Here is a 12,339-nt window from a genome sequence, read left to right on the forward strand (position 1 = left end):
TCCGGCGAGGTCCTGACCGCGCCGTGCACCGTTGCGCGCCCATCATGCCGTGCCGGTGCGGATCGTGAGCAGGGCGTCACCCTGGGTGGACCTCGCGGCCGTCCGCGAAGGTGTGGGTGACGCTCAGGTCCGCGATCGCGCTCCCGTCCCCACCGAGGATGTCACCGTCCAGGGCAACGAGGTCTGCGGCGTACCCCACCTCGATCCGACCCGTCACGTCCTCGAGCCCGTTCACGCGGGCGGCCCCCGTGGTGTAGCCGGCGATGGCCTGCTGGATCGTCAGTGCCTCCGCTGGCAGGAGCGTATCGGCACCGGGATCGCCGGGCTCACGGCGGTTGACGGCCACGTGCATCCCCTCGAGCGGGTCGGCCGAGCTGATCGGCCAGTCGCTGCCGCAGGCCAGCCGGGCACCGGCCCGCAGCAGCGAGCCGAAGACGTACTGCCGGTCCCACATCGACGTCGGGAGGAACGGCAGGGTGAGCTCCTCGACGGCCTCGTCGCGGCAGGCCCACAACGGCTGGGCGTTGGCGGTGACGTCGAGGTCCGCGAAGCGCGGCACGTCGTCCTCGTGGACGACCTGGAGGTGGGCGAGGTGGTGGCGGTTGCCCCTGCGTCCGTTGACGTCTGCGGCGTGGGCGATCGCGTCGAGGCTGTCCCGGACGGCCCGGTCCCCGAGCGCGTGCAGGTGCACCTGGAAGTCCTGCGCATCCAAGGCCGTGACGTATGCCGCGAGGTCACCGCGGTCGATGAAGGACAGCCCGTGGTTGCCCGTGGGACGGCCGTCGGTGCCGAGGTAGGACTCGAGCAAGGCCGCCGTGTGCGTCTCGCAGACACCGTCCTGCATGATCTTGATGCTCGTGGCACGCAAGCCGGCGGACGCAGCGAGCTCACGTCGGTGCAGCAGGTCGGGGAGCTGTTCGAGGCCACGCGACCGGTCCCACCACAGCGCCAGCACCACCTTGGCGTGCAGCTCTCCCCGGGCCACCGCGTCGACGTAGGTGTCGAGGGTGTCCTGCATGCCCAGCGCCTCGCCCACGAGCGCGTCCTGCCAGCCGACGATGCCGAGCGACGCGAGGTGGCGCTGAGCGGTGCGCAGGCCCTCGCGCAGCTCGTGCGAGGTCGGGGCGGGGACCAGCCGACCGACCAGGGCCATGGCTCCCTCGTGGAGCGCACCGGTGGGCCGCCCCCGCGCGTCACGTTCGATGCGGCCGTCGCCGGGATCGGGGGTGTGCTCGTCGATCCCCGCGAGCTCGAGGGCGCGGCTGTTGACCCACGCCGAGTGGTGGTCGCGGTTGGGGAGGTACACCGGGCGGTCGGCGACGACCGCGTCGAGGTCCGCCGCCCGTGGCACCCCGCCCGGGAACGACGTCATGGACCACCCACCACCGGTGACCCACTCGAGGTCCGGGTGCTCGGCCGCATACGCCCCGACGAGCCGTTGGTAGTCGGCGAGGGTGGTGACCTCGGTGAGGTTGCACTGCCCCATCTCCAGCCCACCGGCGACCGGGTGGACGTGGGCGTCGTGGAAGGCGGGCAGCAGCCAGCGACCCGCCAGGCTCCGCACCTCGGTGCGGGGTCCGACGAGGTGCTCGATGCTGCGTTCGTCGCCCACACCGACGATGACGCCGTCTCGGACGGCGACCCGGTCGCCGTCCCAGGCACCCCGGCGGTAGAGGGGTGCGTCGCGCAGGACCAGGTCCGCCGGACCGGTCGCCGCTGCGCGGGGACCGGTCCGGGAGACCGGCTCAGGCAATCCGGCGCACGCGGTTGACGGTCAGGCCGTTCTCGTCGAGGAGGTCGCCCATCCGGCCGGCGAAGTCGACGAGGTGGGGTGCCCCGAGGTGGGCGTCGAGGTGCTCACCGGAGTGCCAGTTCTCGTAGAAGGTGAAGAAGCTCGGGTCCTCGACCCCTTGGTGGAGGTCGTAGTTGACGTAGCCCTCCTCCTTGCTGGTCGGCTCGACCAGGGCCTCCAGCGCCGCTCGGAGCTCCTCGGTCTTCCCCTCCGCGGCCCTCATGTACGCGACGACCGTCAGCAGGTCGCGGTTGTCATCGGTGGGCGTGGTCATGGTCTCTCCCGGTGGACGAGGGTCGGTGGTTCAGTCACGATAAGTCCTATGGGTCCTCGCCACCAGACAGCCGCCGAGATGGCCGAGGCCGCGTCTAACTGGTTGGGGTCATTGACTTCTGAGCAGCGAGCCGTCGCCCAGTGGGCCGCCCCGGACGACGACGACCAGGTCGACGCCGAGCGGCGGCGCTGGTTCTACACCCCCACCGACCACGGTGGCCTCACGGTCCACGAGCAGCGTCCCGCGCAGCAGCGCGCGGCCATGGCGCTGGTCGCGACCGGGCTCTCGATGGCCGGCTACGTCACCATCGCGACGACGATGGGGCTGGAGAACATCCTCGACCGGGTCGAGGGTTTCGTGACCCGGTTCGACCGGGAGCGCGGGCGCGATCCCGGCCTGTACTACCTGCGCGTCTTCGGCGAGCCCGACGGCGACGCACCGTGGGGGTGGCGATTCGGGGGCCACCACGTCTCGCTCAACAACCTCGTCGTGGACGGTGAGCTCGTCGCGACCACCCCGTGCTTCATGGGCGCCGACCCGGCGTCCGCACCGCTGCTCGGTGGCGCCGTGGCCCGACCGCTCGCTCGGGTGGAGGACCTCGGCCGCGAGCTGGTCCGCTCCCTGCCGGCAGAGCTGCGGGCTCGGGCCGTCCTGCTCGACAAGGCACCGTCGGACTTCGTCACGGCCAACCGCAGCACCGTCGCCGAGGGTGACCAGGTCATCCCACTCGCCAGTGTCTGGCGCGACGAACGCTTCTCCGACGAGACCGAGCAGGCCAAACTGCAGGCACTGAGCGACCGCATCGACGACGCAGCCGGGCTGACGCCGGACGACCACCGCACCGTGGAGTACACGACCGCGCCCAAGGGTGTCTCCGGGCGCGACCTCGACCACGGGCAGCGCGAGCTGCTGACCGCGCTGCTCGGCACCTACTTCGACCGCGTGCCGGAGAGCGCCTCGCCGCTGTCCGACTACGACGACGCAGCCCTCGACGAGGTGCACTTCGCGTGGGCGGGGCCGACAGAGCCGGGACGGCCGCACTACTACCGGGTGCAGGGCCCCCGCCTGCTCATCGAGTGGGACAACACCCAGCGGGACGCCAACCACGCCCACTCGGTGTGGCGCGACCCCGCGTCCGACTTCGGTCTCGACGTGCTGGCCCGGCACCGCGGCGCCCACCACTGAGCGACGGAGCCTGACCTGCCTACCGGCCCGCGGGGTCGCGGTCCGCGGACCGGGTGGCGCCGACTGGCGAGATCCCTCTCCCCACCCTTGCGGAGGGCACCACCCAGGAGCACGCTTCTGTCATGTCCACCATCGACGAGGCACACGCGCTCGAGCAGGTCATCGACAGCCTCCTGGCGAAGTTCCCCTCCATCGACCCGGCGATGGTGCGCGCGGTCGTCGACGAGGTCCACCAGACGTTCGACGGGCCTGTCCGCGACTACGTCCCGCTCCTCGTGCAGCGGGCCAGCACCGACCGGCTCCGCTCGCTCCCGGTGATCGCCGAGCCGACCCGACCACGGACCCGTCGGACCCCGGTCTCCGCCTGAGCCTGCCGCGCAGGCGGGGTCAGGCGATCTCGGTCCCCACGAGAGCGGCGACCCCGAGCCACGCGAGTGCCATCCAGACGACCAGACCACGTTCGACGTCGTCGTTGCGACGACTGTCCCGCAGCCCGAGGGCGAAACCCACGACGCCCACGAGGACCGCCACCCACGCCAGCACCATCCACCAGCTCATGGCTCAAGCGTGCGACGTCCCCGGCCGCGTGTCCAGACCCAGTTGGGTCAGCGGCGGCGGTGCCGACGCAGCCGCTCGCTCCCGCTGAGGAGCAGCCGCGAGGCACGGGACTGACCGCGCCGATGCTCGAGCTGGCGACCGGCGGTGCCGAGGGCCCAGCCGATCACGGGAACGGCGATGGTCGCAATGACCCAGAGACGCAGCCGACGGCTGATGAGAACCCACATGGCTCCATCCTTGGTGGCGCCGGCAGGGGCGGCAACTCGGGCAGCAGGCGTCTCATCGCGCCGAGCCGCGACCGCCGCGCGCTCACCGACCCCTCGCTCGCGGCTCGACCGCTACGCCCGTCCCGGGTCGGGCAGCACGTCGCGCCAGGAGTGCGCGGGCTCGAAGCCGAGCAGCGCCCGGGCCTTTTGGATCGAGTAGAACGTCTCGTCCCGGCCGAGCTCGCGGCGCACCGGCACCCCGTCGTAGAACTGTGCGCGGACGTCATCGGTCGTCGCGGCGACGGAGAGGTCGGCGTTCGCGACGTTGAACACCTCGTACCCCAGCCCGTCGACCTCGAGGCACCGCTGCACCATCTGGCCGAGGTCACGGGCATCGATGTAGGCGAAGATGTTCCGTCGTCGCAGCGCCGGGTCGGCGAGGAAGTCGGGGAACAGCTCGGCGTACTCGTGCGGCTCGATGACGTTGTTGATCCGCAGGCCGTACACGTCCGCCCCGGTGCGGGCCTGGAACGACCGCGCCGTGACCTCGCCCGCCACCTTCGACATGGCGTACGAGTCCTCGGGCACCGTCGGGTGCTCCTCGTCCACCGGCAGGTACTCGGGCCGCCGCTCCCCCTGGGCGAAGCAGATGCCGTAGGTCGTCTCGGACGACGCGAACACGACCTTGCCGATGCCGAGGCGGGTCGCGGCCTCGATGACGTTGTAGGTGCTGAGCACGTTGGTGGCGTAGGTCTTCGCGTCCGAGGTGAGCAGGATCCGCGGCACCGCAGCGAAGTGGACGACGGCGTCGTAGCGCGGGGTCCCCCGGTGCTCCAGCTCGTCCATCGTCGCGAGGCCCGCCATGGCGGAGTACGTCTCGCCGAGGTCGGTGAGGTCGACCTGGAGGTCCGCGACCGTCGGGTCACCGAGCGGGACGAGGTCGGCGTTGGTGACCTCGTGCCCCTGGGCCGCGAGGAAGGGTGCCACGTGCCGACCGGCCTTGCCGCTGCCGCCGGTGAAGAAGATCCGCATGCTGCGATCCAACCACGGGCGCGGTGACCCGGCTGGTGGCAGGGTGAGGGCGTGGACGAGGGTATGCCGCTGCTCGGGTTCGGGCTGCCGGTGTCGGGCAGCTGGGCCGCCCCGACGACGATGCTGCACGTCGCCCGCCGGGCGGAGGAGCTCGGCTACGCGTCGCTGTGGACGTTCCAGCGGGTCCTGTCACCGGTCGCTCCGCACGACCCGTCATTCGATGCCGCGAACAACCCGGGGGCGCGCCCGGCCGACGACGCGGCATACCGGTCCGTGCACGACCCGCTCCTCCCCCTCGCCCTCGTCGCGGGCCACACCGCACGGATCGGGCTCGGCACGGCGACGGTGTGCGCACCGTTCACCCCGCCGGCGGTGCTCGCCAAGGCGATGGCCACGCTCGACCACCTCGCCGGTGGGCGGCTCACCGTCGGTCTCGGCATCGGCTGGATGCCGGAGGAGTATGCCGCCGCGGGAGTGCCGCGGGAGCGGCGCGGCCCGCGGATGGAGGAGTACCTGGGCTGCCTGCACGCACTGTGGACCCAGGACCCCGTCGAGTTCGACGGCGAGTTCTACACGGTGCCTCGTTCGCGGTTCGGCCCCAGACCGCTCCAGAGTCCCCATCCGCCCGTGCTCCTGGGCGGCTCCGCACCGGCGGCCCTGCGCCGCGCGGGACGCCTGGCGCAGGGGTGGATCAGCAGCAGTCGCCAGGACCTCGACCAGGTGTCCCGGTCGATCGAGCTCGTGCGCGAGGGCGCCCGTGACGCAGGCCGTGACGCCGACGCGGTGCGGGTCCTCGTGCGGGCCCTCGTGGACCTCGTCGACGTCGACCCCGGCCCGGGACGCAGACCGTTCCACGGCACGCGGGACCAGGTCCTCGAGGACCTCGCCGCGCTGCGGGGCCGGGGCGTCACCGAGGTCTTCGTCGACCTGAACTTCTCGCCCCGGGTCGGCTCGCCGGACGTCGACGCAGGCACGGCGGTGGCCGAGGCCGATCGCGTCATGGACGCGCTGGCCCCGGCCACCTGGTGACGGGTCTGGTGGGCCTCAGGAGGCCTCGACCTTGGGCATGATGTCGTTCTTCAGCCGCTTGAGGTCGTCGAGCGTCTTCGACACCGGCACGTCGGCGAACGGCGGCCAGATGAGCGGCATCGTGAGGCCGGCCTCCTTGTAGCTCTTGAGCCGGTCGGTGATCTGCTGCTCGGTGCCGACGAGGATGTTGGTGAGCTTGCGGTTGTCGGTCTGGTCGACCTCGGTGTCGGTGATGGTGAACCAGATCATGCTGCTCATCTCGAGGTCGTCGATGGACTTGCCGAGCGCCTCGAGCTCCTCGGCGATGGCTGCGCGCCACTCGGCGAGCTCGCGGGGCGTGTCCTGGATGCCGATCCAGCCGGCCAGGCCGTACTTCGCCACGCGTCGCGCTGACCGCTTGGGGTCCTTGAGTCCGCTGAAGAAGATCGGCGGCCCGGGCTTCTGCACGGGCTGGTGGCCGAAGCCGGACGGTCCGAAGTCGGCGAACTCACCGTGGTACTCGAAGATCTCGTTCTGCCAGATGCCCTGGCAGATCTCGATCGTCTCGCGCACGTGGGCGTGCCGGCGCGGGAACAGGTGGGTGGCGCTGGCGGCGGCGAACTCCTCGGGCATCCACCCCGCACCCACCCCGACGTTGAGCCGGCCGTTGGAGAGGTGGTCGATGGTCGCGCACTCCGCGGCGAAGACGCCCGGGGACCGGTAGGGCGTGTCCGTGATGCTCATGCCGATGCGCACCTTCTCGGTGCGGGCGGCGAGCCATGGCAGCAGCGGCCAGCCCTGGAACCACTTGCCCTTGGACTGCACCGGCATCTGCAGGGGGAACTGCTCCATCATCCCGAACGGGTACTGCAGCTCACCGCGGTCCGAGGCCTCGGGCACGATGACCCGGTCCAGGGTCCAGACGGAGTCGAACTCGAGCTCCTCGGCCAGGTCGGTGAGGTCGGCGAGCTCCTTGACCGTCACGTGGTCGCGGAAGGTGGGCAGGTAGAGGGCGAGCTTCATCGGTCACACATCTCCTCGGGTGCGGTCACGGCCGGCGGCGACCGGGAGTGGGCGACACGCCCGGCCTGGCCCTTGTGTCGACCTAACCGAATCTGCCGAACGACCCACAAGGCCAACGCTGCTCATGGTTTGCTCAACGCTGCCCGGCGACGTCCTCCGCGAGTCGCGAGCGGAGCTCGCGCTTGAGCACCTTGCCGTAGTTGTTCGTCGGCAACGACTCGACGAAGTGGTACTCCTTGGGCCGCTTGAACCTGGCGATGCGGTCCAGGCACGCCCGGTCGAGCTCCTCGGTCGGCGGCTGGTCACCATCGACGACGACGAACGCCACCACCGCCTCCCCCCAGTCCGGGTCCTGGCGTCCGACGACGGCGACGGCCTGGACGCCGGGGTGGGTGAGCAGGGCCTCCTCCACCTCACGGGGGTAGATGTTCAGGCCACCGCTGATGATGAGGTCCTTGGAGCGGTCGCGCAGCGTGAGGTAGCCGTCGTCGTCGAAGCTGCCCATGTCACCGGTGTGCAGCCAGCCGCCGCGCAGCGTCTCGGCGGTCTCGTCGGGCTGGTTCCAGTAGCCCGACATCACCACGTCGCCCCGGACGAGCACCTCGCCCACCTCCCCCGCCGGCACCTCGCGGTCGTCCGCGTCCACGACGCGCACCTCCACGTCGGTGCGCGGGAAGCCCACGCTCTGCAGGCGTTCGTGCCACCGGGGATGGGCTCGGTCGGCGTGGTCGGCCTTGGACAGCCCGGTGATGGTCATCGGGGTCTCGCCCTGCCCGTAGATCTGGGCCAGGCGCGGCCCGAAGGTCGTCAGGGCGTCCTCGAGGTCGGTGAGGTACATCGGCGCGCCGCCGTAGACGATGGTCTTGAGGCCCGACAGGTCGGCGCCCACCACCGAGGGGTCGCCCGCGAGCCGTCGCACCATGATGGGCGCGGCGAAGAAGGACATCCCCGGCCAGCGCGTCAGCAGGGACACCAGCTCTGCGCCGTCGAGGGTGCTCTCCGTCGGGAAGACGCTGACCGCACCGCGGGCGACGTGCGGCAGTCCGTAGAGGCCCGCGCCGTGCGACAGGGGCGCCGCGAGCAGGACGCTGTCCCGGGACGACACCGGGTCGATGTCGGCGAAGTAGCTCAACGACGCCATGAGGAGGTTGCGGTGCGTGAGTGTCGCTCCCTTGGGGCGCCCGGTGGTGCCGCTCGTGTAGAAGAGCCACGCCGCGTCGTCCGGCGCACGGTCCACCTGCGCCGACGGCGCCATACCGGTGAGCTCGTCCCACTGCGGGCCGGGGACCCGCACCGAGGTCTCGACGCGGTCGACCTGCGAGACGAGGGACTCGACGTCACCGGCGTGCGCCTCGTCCGTGATCACGGCCCTGGTCCCGCTGTGCTCGAGGATGTAGGCGATCTCGTCGCGGTGCAGGCGCGCGTTGACGGGCACGGCGACCAGCCCGGCGCGCCACGCCCCATACATCGCCTCGAGGTACTCCGGACGGTTCGCCATGACGATGGCGACCCGGTCCCCCGGCTCCAGGCCGAGCTGCTCGCGGAACCCCGTCGCGACGGCGGCGACGGTGGCGGCGAACTCTGCCCACGTCGCGTGGGTCCGGTCGCCCACGGCGATCGCCGGTCGGTCCCGCAGGTCGCGTCCGTGCCGCTCCACCCAGCTGGCGAGGTTCATGCTGACAACCTCTCCGGCGGTCGTCGGTGCGTCAAGGTCCTCCCGGCAGCGTTGAGGAAGGCGTGATTGTTCGCGCGGCCGGGATGGGTGAGGCTGGCAGGGCACGCACGCAAGCACCCCGCGCCCGAGAGCACCCCGGAGGAGCCTGAGCCATGAAGCTGGACGAGGACACCGCACGAGCACGGCTGGGCGAGCACGTCCACGGGGTGCTGTGCACCCTGCACCCGCGGCGCGGCCCCGACCCCCAACCAGTCGTGTATGCCGTGAGCGGGGACGGGCACGTCGGTGTGCCGATCGACAAGGTCAAGCCCAAGACGTCCTCACGGCTGCAGCGCGAGGACAACCTCGACGCCGACCCGCGGGGCTCACTGCTCATCGAACGGTGGGACGCCGAGGACTGGTCGAGGTTGTGGTGGGTGCGCGCCCAGCTCGAGCACGTGCCGGACCCACCCGCGTCACTGACCGATGAGCTGGCGGACCGCCTCGCGGGCACGGTGCCGCAGTACGCCGACAAGCCCTTCCACCGCGTGCTCGTCTGCCGCATCGTCGCGGTCACCGGGTGGGCGGCGAGCGAGGACTGACCTCCACGCCCCTCCCGGTGGTCGTGCCGATCAGGGGCGGAGCTCGTTGTCCTGCAACGAGATCGGCGCAGGCAGCATCAGGCGCATCGAGGTTCCCGATGGCCCCGACTCGCCGACGGTGAGGTCACCACCCATGGCACGCATCAGTCCGTGCGCCAGACCAAGACCGAGACCGATGCTCTCGTCGTAGGTGCCGTGCGGTGGACCGGCCTCCGTCCGCGCGTCGAGGGTGGGTGACCCGGGGTCGGCCCGCGCGAACGGTGTGAAGATCCTCGGCAGCAGGTCCGCCGGTATCCCCGGGCCGTCGTCGACCACGGACACCAGCACCCGGGGTTCCTGCGGCTGGCCTTCGCGAGGTGCAGGTTCGGTGCAGACCCGGACGTGGCCGCCGGCCGAGCCGTGCCGGATGGCATTGGTGACGAGGTTGACGAACACCTGGCGCAGGCGCCGCCGGTCGACCCGCACCACCTCGTCCGCCAGGTCGTGGCCGAGCCCCACCTCACGACGGCTCGCGGCACCAGCCAGCATCGCCAGCGCCTCCTCCACCACGTCACGCAGCCGGACCGGTTCGAGGGCCAGGGGCAGGGCGTTGGCCTCGAGCCGGCTCAGGTCGAGGACGTCGGCGAGCAGGTCCATGACGTGGTTTGCAGCGGCGTCGATGTGGGCGAGCGCCTCGCGACGGCGGTCCTCCCCCAGGTCCATCGTGCCCAGCAGCTCCGCGAACCCGACGATGGCCTGGATGGGTGTCCGTGCCTCGTGCCCGACGGCCGCGAGCAGCTCGGACTTGGCGTGCGAGAGCTCCTCGGCGGTGCGCTGTGCCGCCTCCGCCTCCGACCGCGCCCGACGCTCCCGCTCCACGGTGCGGCGCTCCTGCTCGACGGCGCGACGCTCGGTGAGGTCGAGGACGTTGACGACGTACTGCGCGGGGGCACCGTCGCGACTCCGCAGCAGCGAGACGGTCACCTCCACCTCCACGTCCGGGTGGTCCGCACGCCGCACGTGCGCCTCGAACGCCACGGTGCGCGCCCTGTTGCGGCTGAGGTCGTCGAGCCACGAATCGAGCGAGCGCCCCTTGGGCCGCAGGACGTCCGCGAGGCGGGCGCCGCCGAGCTCGCGGCTGCACAGGGCGGTCAGCGCGGTGTTGCTGGTGGCGATGGTGCGGTCCGGGCCGAGGATGGCCATGCCGAGCGAGTTGTCGTCGAAGGACCTACGGAAGCGCTCCTCGCTCTCCACGAGGTCGGCGACCAGGCCGGCGTGGTCGATCGCGACCGAGGTGAGGTGGGTGAACCGGTCGACCAGGCGCTGCTCGCGGGGTGTCGGGCGGTGCGGCTCCTGGTGGTAGACGGCGAACGTCCCGACCGGGAGGCCGTCGCGCCCCTCGATCGGGGTGGACCAGCAGCTGCGCACCCCCGCCGCCGCGGCGATGTCCCGGAAGTCGACCCAGCGGTGGTCGGTCAGCACATCCATGGCGACGACCGCGGCATTGATCGATGCGGCTGTGCCGCAGGACCCGGCCCGCTCCCCGATCGCCATGCCGTCGATCGCGGCGACGTAGCTCTGGGGGAGGCTGGGCGCAGCACCGTGGTGCAGGGTGCGGTGCTCGCGGTCGAGCAGCAGCACCGAGCAATGCGCCCCGGGCATGAGGTGCTCGAGGGAGCTGAGGATCTCGGCCAGCACCTCCGGCAGCGGCGCCGCCCGGGCGATCAGCTCCAGCACCTCCGCCTGCCGGTCCAGCAGCACCGGTGCATCGTCGAGCGGGACCTCCTGGTCGAGGCTCATGACTCGTCCACGAGCTGGTAGCCCACGCCCCGCACGGTGCGCAGCAGCCGGGGTCTGGACGGGTCCTGCTCGAGCTTGAGCCGCAACCGGTGGACGTGCTCGGTGACGGTCGCCTCACCGAGCCACTCCGAGGAGGTGTTCCAGACCTTGTCCACGAGCTGGCTGCGGCTGTGGACGTGGTTGGGGTGGGTGGCCAGGTAGAGCAGCAGGTCGAACTCCTTCGGGGTGAGGTCGACGTCGCCGTCGCCGAGCCGCACCCGCCGGCTGCCCGGCTCGATCCGCAGGTCCCCCACGACGACCGCCTCCACCGACAGCTCGGGCGAGCTGCGCCGCAGGACGGACCGCACACGGGCCGCCAGCTCACCGGGCGAGAAGGGCTTGACGAGGTAGTCGTCGGCGCCGAGGTCCAGCCCGACGATCCGGTCGGACTCCCCGTTGCGTCCGGACAGAACGATCACCGGGGTGTCGGACCGCCCGGCCCGGCCACCGCGGACGGCGCGAAGGACCTCGAGTCCCCCCAGTCGCGGAAGCGACAGGTCGAGGACCACGAGCGTCGGGTGGTCGTCGCGGATGCGTCGCAGTGCCGAGTCCCCGTCGTCGGCCTCCACCACGCGGTAGCCGGCGTCGTCGAGCTGCCAGCGCACCACGGTCCGGATCGCGGCGTCGTCGTCCACGACGAGGACGACCGGCCTGCGATCGCTGAGGGTGTCCACGGCGTTGTGGCTCATGGGTGATGGCTACCACAGGAGGGCGTCCGGGGCCACGCCTTCGCCACTGGCACGGGGTCGCCGGGCACCGTCCTGGAGCCCGCCCCATACCTCGTCGTGGCCGGGTCCGGGGTCTCAGGCGTCGGCGACGTAGACCTTGCGCAGCGGCTCACGGACCGTCCACGTGGTGCGGTCGCCGGCGTGCAGCCGCACGGTGACCCCGGGGCCGAGCTCGACGACCTCGCCGTCGTCGAAGGTGACGCTCCCCGATCCGCTGATGACGACGAACACCTCGTCGACCTCGGTGTCGGTCGCCGTCCCGTCCGTCATCTCCCACACCCCGACCTCGACGGTGCCGAACGTCGCGAGCGCCCGCGCCCCTGCCCGTGGCGCGCCGTGGAGCACGTCGGCGTCCGGCAGGGGCTCCAGGTCGAGGGGGGAGGTCGTGTCGAGGAGTCGGGTCATGGGCCCATCCTGCCCCTCGACGTGGGGGGTCCGGGCACCCTGCGACCCTCCTTC

General features: G+C 71.7%; 14 protein-coding genes. 4 read left to right on the top strand and 10 right to left on the bottom strand.

The features are described 5' to 3' along the window. Positions 1 to 76: 76 nt before the first annotated feature. Together ABD286_RS02230 and ABD286_RS02235 are read right to left on the bottom strand one after the other, a co-directional pair. The gene (locus ABD286_RS02230) at positions 77 to 1,753 is read right to left on the bottom strand and encodes an amidohydrolase (protein WP_344189849.1); all 1,677 of its coding nucleotides are present in this window, start codon (positions 1,751 to 1,753) and stop codon (positions 77 to 79) included. Beyond that, the gene (locus ABD286_RS02235; RefSeq protein ID WP_344189851.1) at positions 1,746 to 2,066 is read right to left on the bottom strand and encodes a putative quinol monooxygenase; all 321 of its coding nucleotides are present in this window, start codon (positions 2,064 to 2,066) and stop codon (positions 1,746 to 1,748) included. Before ABD286_RS02235 ends, ABD286_RS02230 begins: the two co-directional genes overlap by 8 nt. 48 nt (positions 2,067 to 2,114) lie before the next feature. Between ABD286_RS02235 and ABD286_RS02240 the strand changes: the two genes are divergently transcribed. Then, positions 2,115 to 3,251: a DUF3500 domain-containing protein gene (locus tag ABD286_RS02240; RefSeq protein WP_344189853.1), complete on the top strand. Its 1,137-nt coding sequence runs from the start codon at positions 2,115 to 2,117 to the stop codon at positions 3,249 to 3,251. Positions 3,252 to 3,373: 122 nt separating this feature from the next. Continuing rightward, the gene (locus ABD286_RS02245) at positions 3,374 to 3,619 is read left to right on the top strand and encodes a three-helix bundle dimerization domain-containing protein (RefSeq protein ID WP_344189855.1); all 246 of its coding nucleotides are present in this window, start codon (positions 3,374 to 3,376) and stop codon (positions 3,617 to 3,619) included. Positions 3,620 to 3,638: 19 nt separating this feature from the next. Here ABD286_RS02245 and ABD286_RS02250 read toward each other — a convergent pair whose 3' ends face one another. The 3 genes from ABD286_RS02250 to ABD286_RS02260 all read right to left on the bottom strand — a co-directional run bounded on the left by ABD286_RS02250 (position 3,639) and on the right by ABD286_RS02260 (position 5,047). Continuing rightward, a complete protein-coding gene (locus ABD286_RS02250) occupies positions 3,639 to 3,809 on the bottom strand; it encodes a hypothetical protein (RefSeq protein ID WP_344189857.1) in 171 nt (56 codons plus the stop codon). Between the two features lie 47 nt (positions 3,810 to 3,856). Continuing rightward, positions 3,857 to 4,036 carry a hypothetical protein gene (locus ABD286_RS02255; protein WP_344189859.1) on the bottom strand — a complete coding sequence of 60 codons (180 nt, stop codon included), beginning with the start codon at positions 4,034 to 4,036 and terminating at the stop codon, positions 3,857 to 3,859. A 111-nt stretch (positions 4,037 to 4,147) separates the two neighbouring features. Beyond that, the gene (locus ABD286_RS02260) at positions 4,148 to 5,047 is read right to left on the bottom strand and encodes an NAD-dependent epimerase/dehydratase family protein (RefSeq protein WP_344189861.1); all 900 of its coding nucleotides are present in this window, start codon (positions 5,045 to 5,047) and stop codon (positions 4,148 to 4,150) included. A gap of 51 nt (positions 5,048 to 5,098) precedes the next feature. Between ABD286_RS02260 and ABD286_RS02265 the strand changes: the two genes are divergently transcribed. Further along, entirely contained in the window at positions 5,099 to 6,076 is a 978-nt protein-coding gene (locus ABD286_RS02265) for a TIGR03619 family F420-dependent LLM class oxidoreductase (RefSeq protein WP_344189863.1), read from the top strand. Positions 6,077 to 6,091: 15 nt separating this feature from the next. On the opposite strand, the gene ABD286_RS02270 is transcribed toward ABD286_RS02265, so the two are convergent. Next, positions 6,092 to 7,078, bottom strand: coding sequence for an LLM class flavin-dependent oxidoreductase (locus ABD286_RS02270; RefSeq protein ID WP_344189865.1), 987 nt, complete (start codon positions 7,076 to 7,078; stop codon positions 6,092 to 6,094). Between the two features lie 133 nt (positions 7,079 to 7,211). Further along, positions 7,212 to 8,753 (bottom strand): AMP-binding protein, encoded by a 1,542-nt coding sequence (locus ABD286_RS02275; protein WP_344189867.1) that lies wholly within the window; start codon positions 8,751 to 8,753, stop codon positions 7,212 to 7,214. A 152-nt stretch (positions 8,754 to 8,905) separates the two neighbouring features. Between ABD286_RS02275 and ABD286_RS02280 the strand changes: the two genes are divergently transcribed. After that, positions 8,906 to 9,334 (top strand): PNPOx family protein, encoded by a 429-nt coding sequence (locus tag ABD286_RS02280; RefSeq protein ID WP_344189869.1) that lies wholly within the window; start codon positions 8,906 to 8,908, stop codon positions 9,332 to 9,334. Positions 9,335 to 9,364: 30 nt separating this feature from the next. On the opposite strand, the gene ABD286_RS02285 is transcribed toward ABD286_RS02280, so the two are convergent. The 3 genes from ABD286_RS02285 to ABD286_RS02295 form a co-directional block, all read right to left on the bottom strand. Continuing rightward, positions 9,365 to 11,113 carry a sensor histidine kinase gene (locus tag ABD286_RS02285; protein WP_344189871.1) on the bottom strand — a complete coding sequence of 583 codons (1,749 nt, stop codon included), beginning with the start codon at positions 11,111 to 11,113 and terminating at the stop codon, positions 9,365 to 9,367. Next, positions 11,110 to 11,841, bottom strand: a complete 732-nt coding sequence (locus ABD286_RS02290) for a response regulator (protein ID WP_344189873.1) — start codon at positions 11,839 to 11,841, stop codon at positions 11,110 to 11,112. The genes ABD286_RS02285 and ABD286_RS02290 overlap by 4 nt, the downstream gene beginning before the upstream one ends. A 114-nt stretch (positions 11,842 to 11,955) precedes the next feature. After that, the gene (locus ABD286_RS02295) at positions 11,956 to 12,285 is read right to left on the bottom strand and encodes a cupin domain-containing protein (RefSeq protein WP_344189875.1); all 330 of its coding nucleotides are present in this window, start codon (positions 12,283 to 12,285) and stop codon (positions 11,956 to 11,958) included. Between the last annotated feature and the right edge of the window lie 54 nt (positions 12,286 to 12,339).

The sequence above is a fragment of the Pedococcus aerophilus genome (genome assembly GCF_039532215.1).
Classification (GTDB): Bacteria; Actinomycetota; Actinomycetes; order Actinomycetales; family Dermatophilaceae; genus Pedococcus; species Pedococcus aerophilus.

Excerpts from the sequence above, each read along its gene's own strand:
- ABD286_RS02255 (WP_344189859.1), bottom strand. The coding sequence starts at position 4,036 with ATGTGGGTTCTCATCAGCCGTCGGCTGCGTCTCTGGGTCATTGCGACC.
- ABD286_RS02280 (WP_344189869.1), top strand. The coding sequence starts at position 8,906 with ATGAAGCTGGACGAGGACACCGCACGAGCACGGCTGGGCGAGCACGTC.
- ABD286_RS02240 (WP_344189853.1), top strand. The coding sequence starts at position 2,115 with ATGGGTCCTCGCCACCAGACAGCCGCCGAGATGGCCGAGGCCGCGTCT.
- ABD286_RS02275 (WP_344189867.1), bottom strand. The coding sequence starts at position 8,753 with ATGAACCTCGCCAGCTGGGTGGAGCGGCACGGACGCGACCTGCGGGAC.
- ABD286_RS02285 (WP_344189871.1), bottom strand. The coding sequence starts at position 11,113 with ATGAGCCTCGACCAGGAGGTCCCGCTCGACGATGCACCGGTGCTGCTG.
- ABD286_RS02260 (WP_344189861.1), bottom strand. The coding sequence starts at position 5,047 with ATGCGGATCTTCTTCACCGGCGGCAGCGGCAAGGCCGGTCGGCACGTG.
- ABD286_RS02250 (WP_344189857.1), bottom strand. The coding sequence starts at position 3,809 with ATGAGCTGGTGGATGGTGCTGGCGTGGGTGGCGGTCCTCGTGGGCGTC.
- ABD286_RS02290 (WP_344189873.1), bottom strand. The coding sequence starts at position 11,841 with ATGAGCCACAACGCCGTGGACACCCTCAGCGATCGCAGGCCGGTCGTC.
- ABD286_RS02245 (WP_344189855.1), top strand. The coding sequence starts at position 3,374 with ATGTCCACCATCGACGAGGCACACGCGCTCGAGCAGGTCATCGACAGC.
- ABD286_RS02295 (WP_344189875.1), bottom strand. The coding sequence starts at position 12,285 with ATGACCCGACTCCTCGACACGACCTCCCCCCTCGACCTGGAGCCCCTG.
- ABD286_RS02270 (WP_344189865.1), bottom strand. The coding sequence starts at position 7,078 with ATGAAGCTCGCCCTCTACCTGCCCACCTTCCGCGACCACGTGACGGTC.
- ABD286_RS02235 (WP_344189851.1), bottom strand. The coding sequence starts at position 2,066 with ATGACCACGCCCACCGATGACAACCGCGACCTGCTGACGGTCGTCGCG.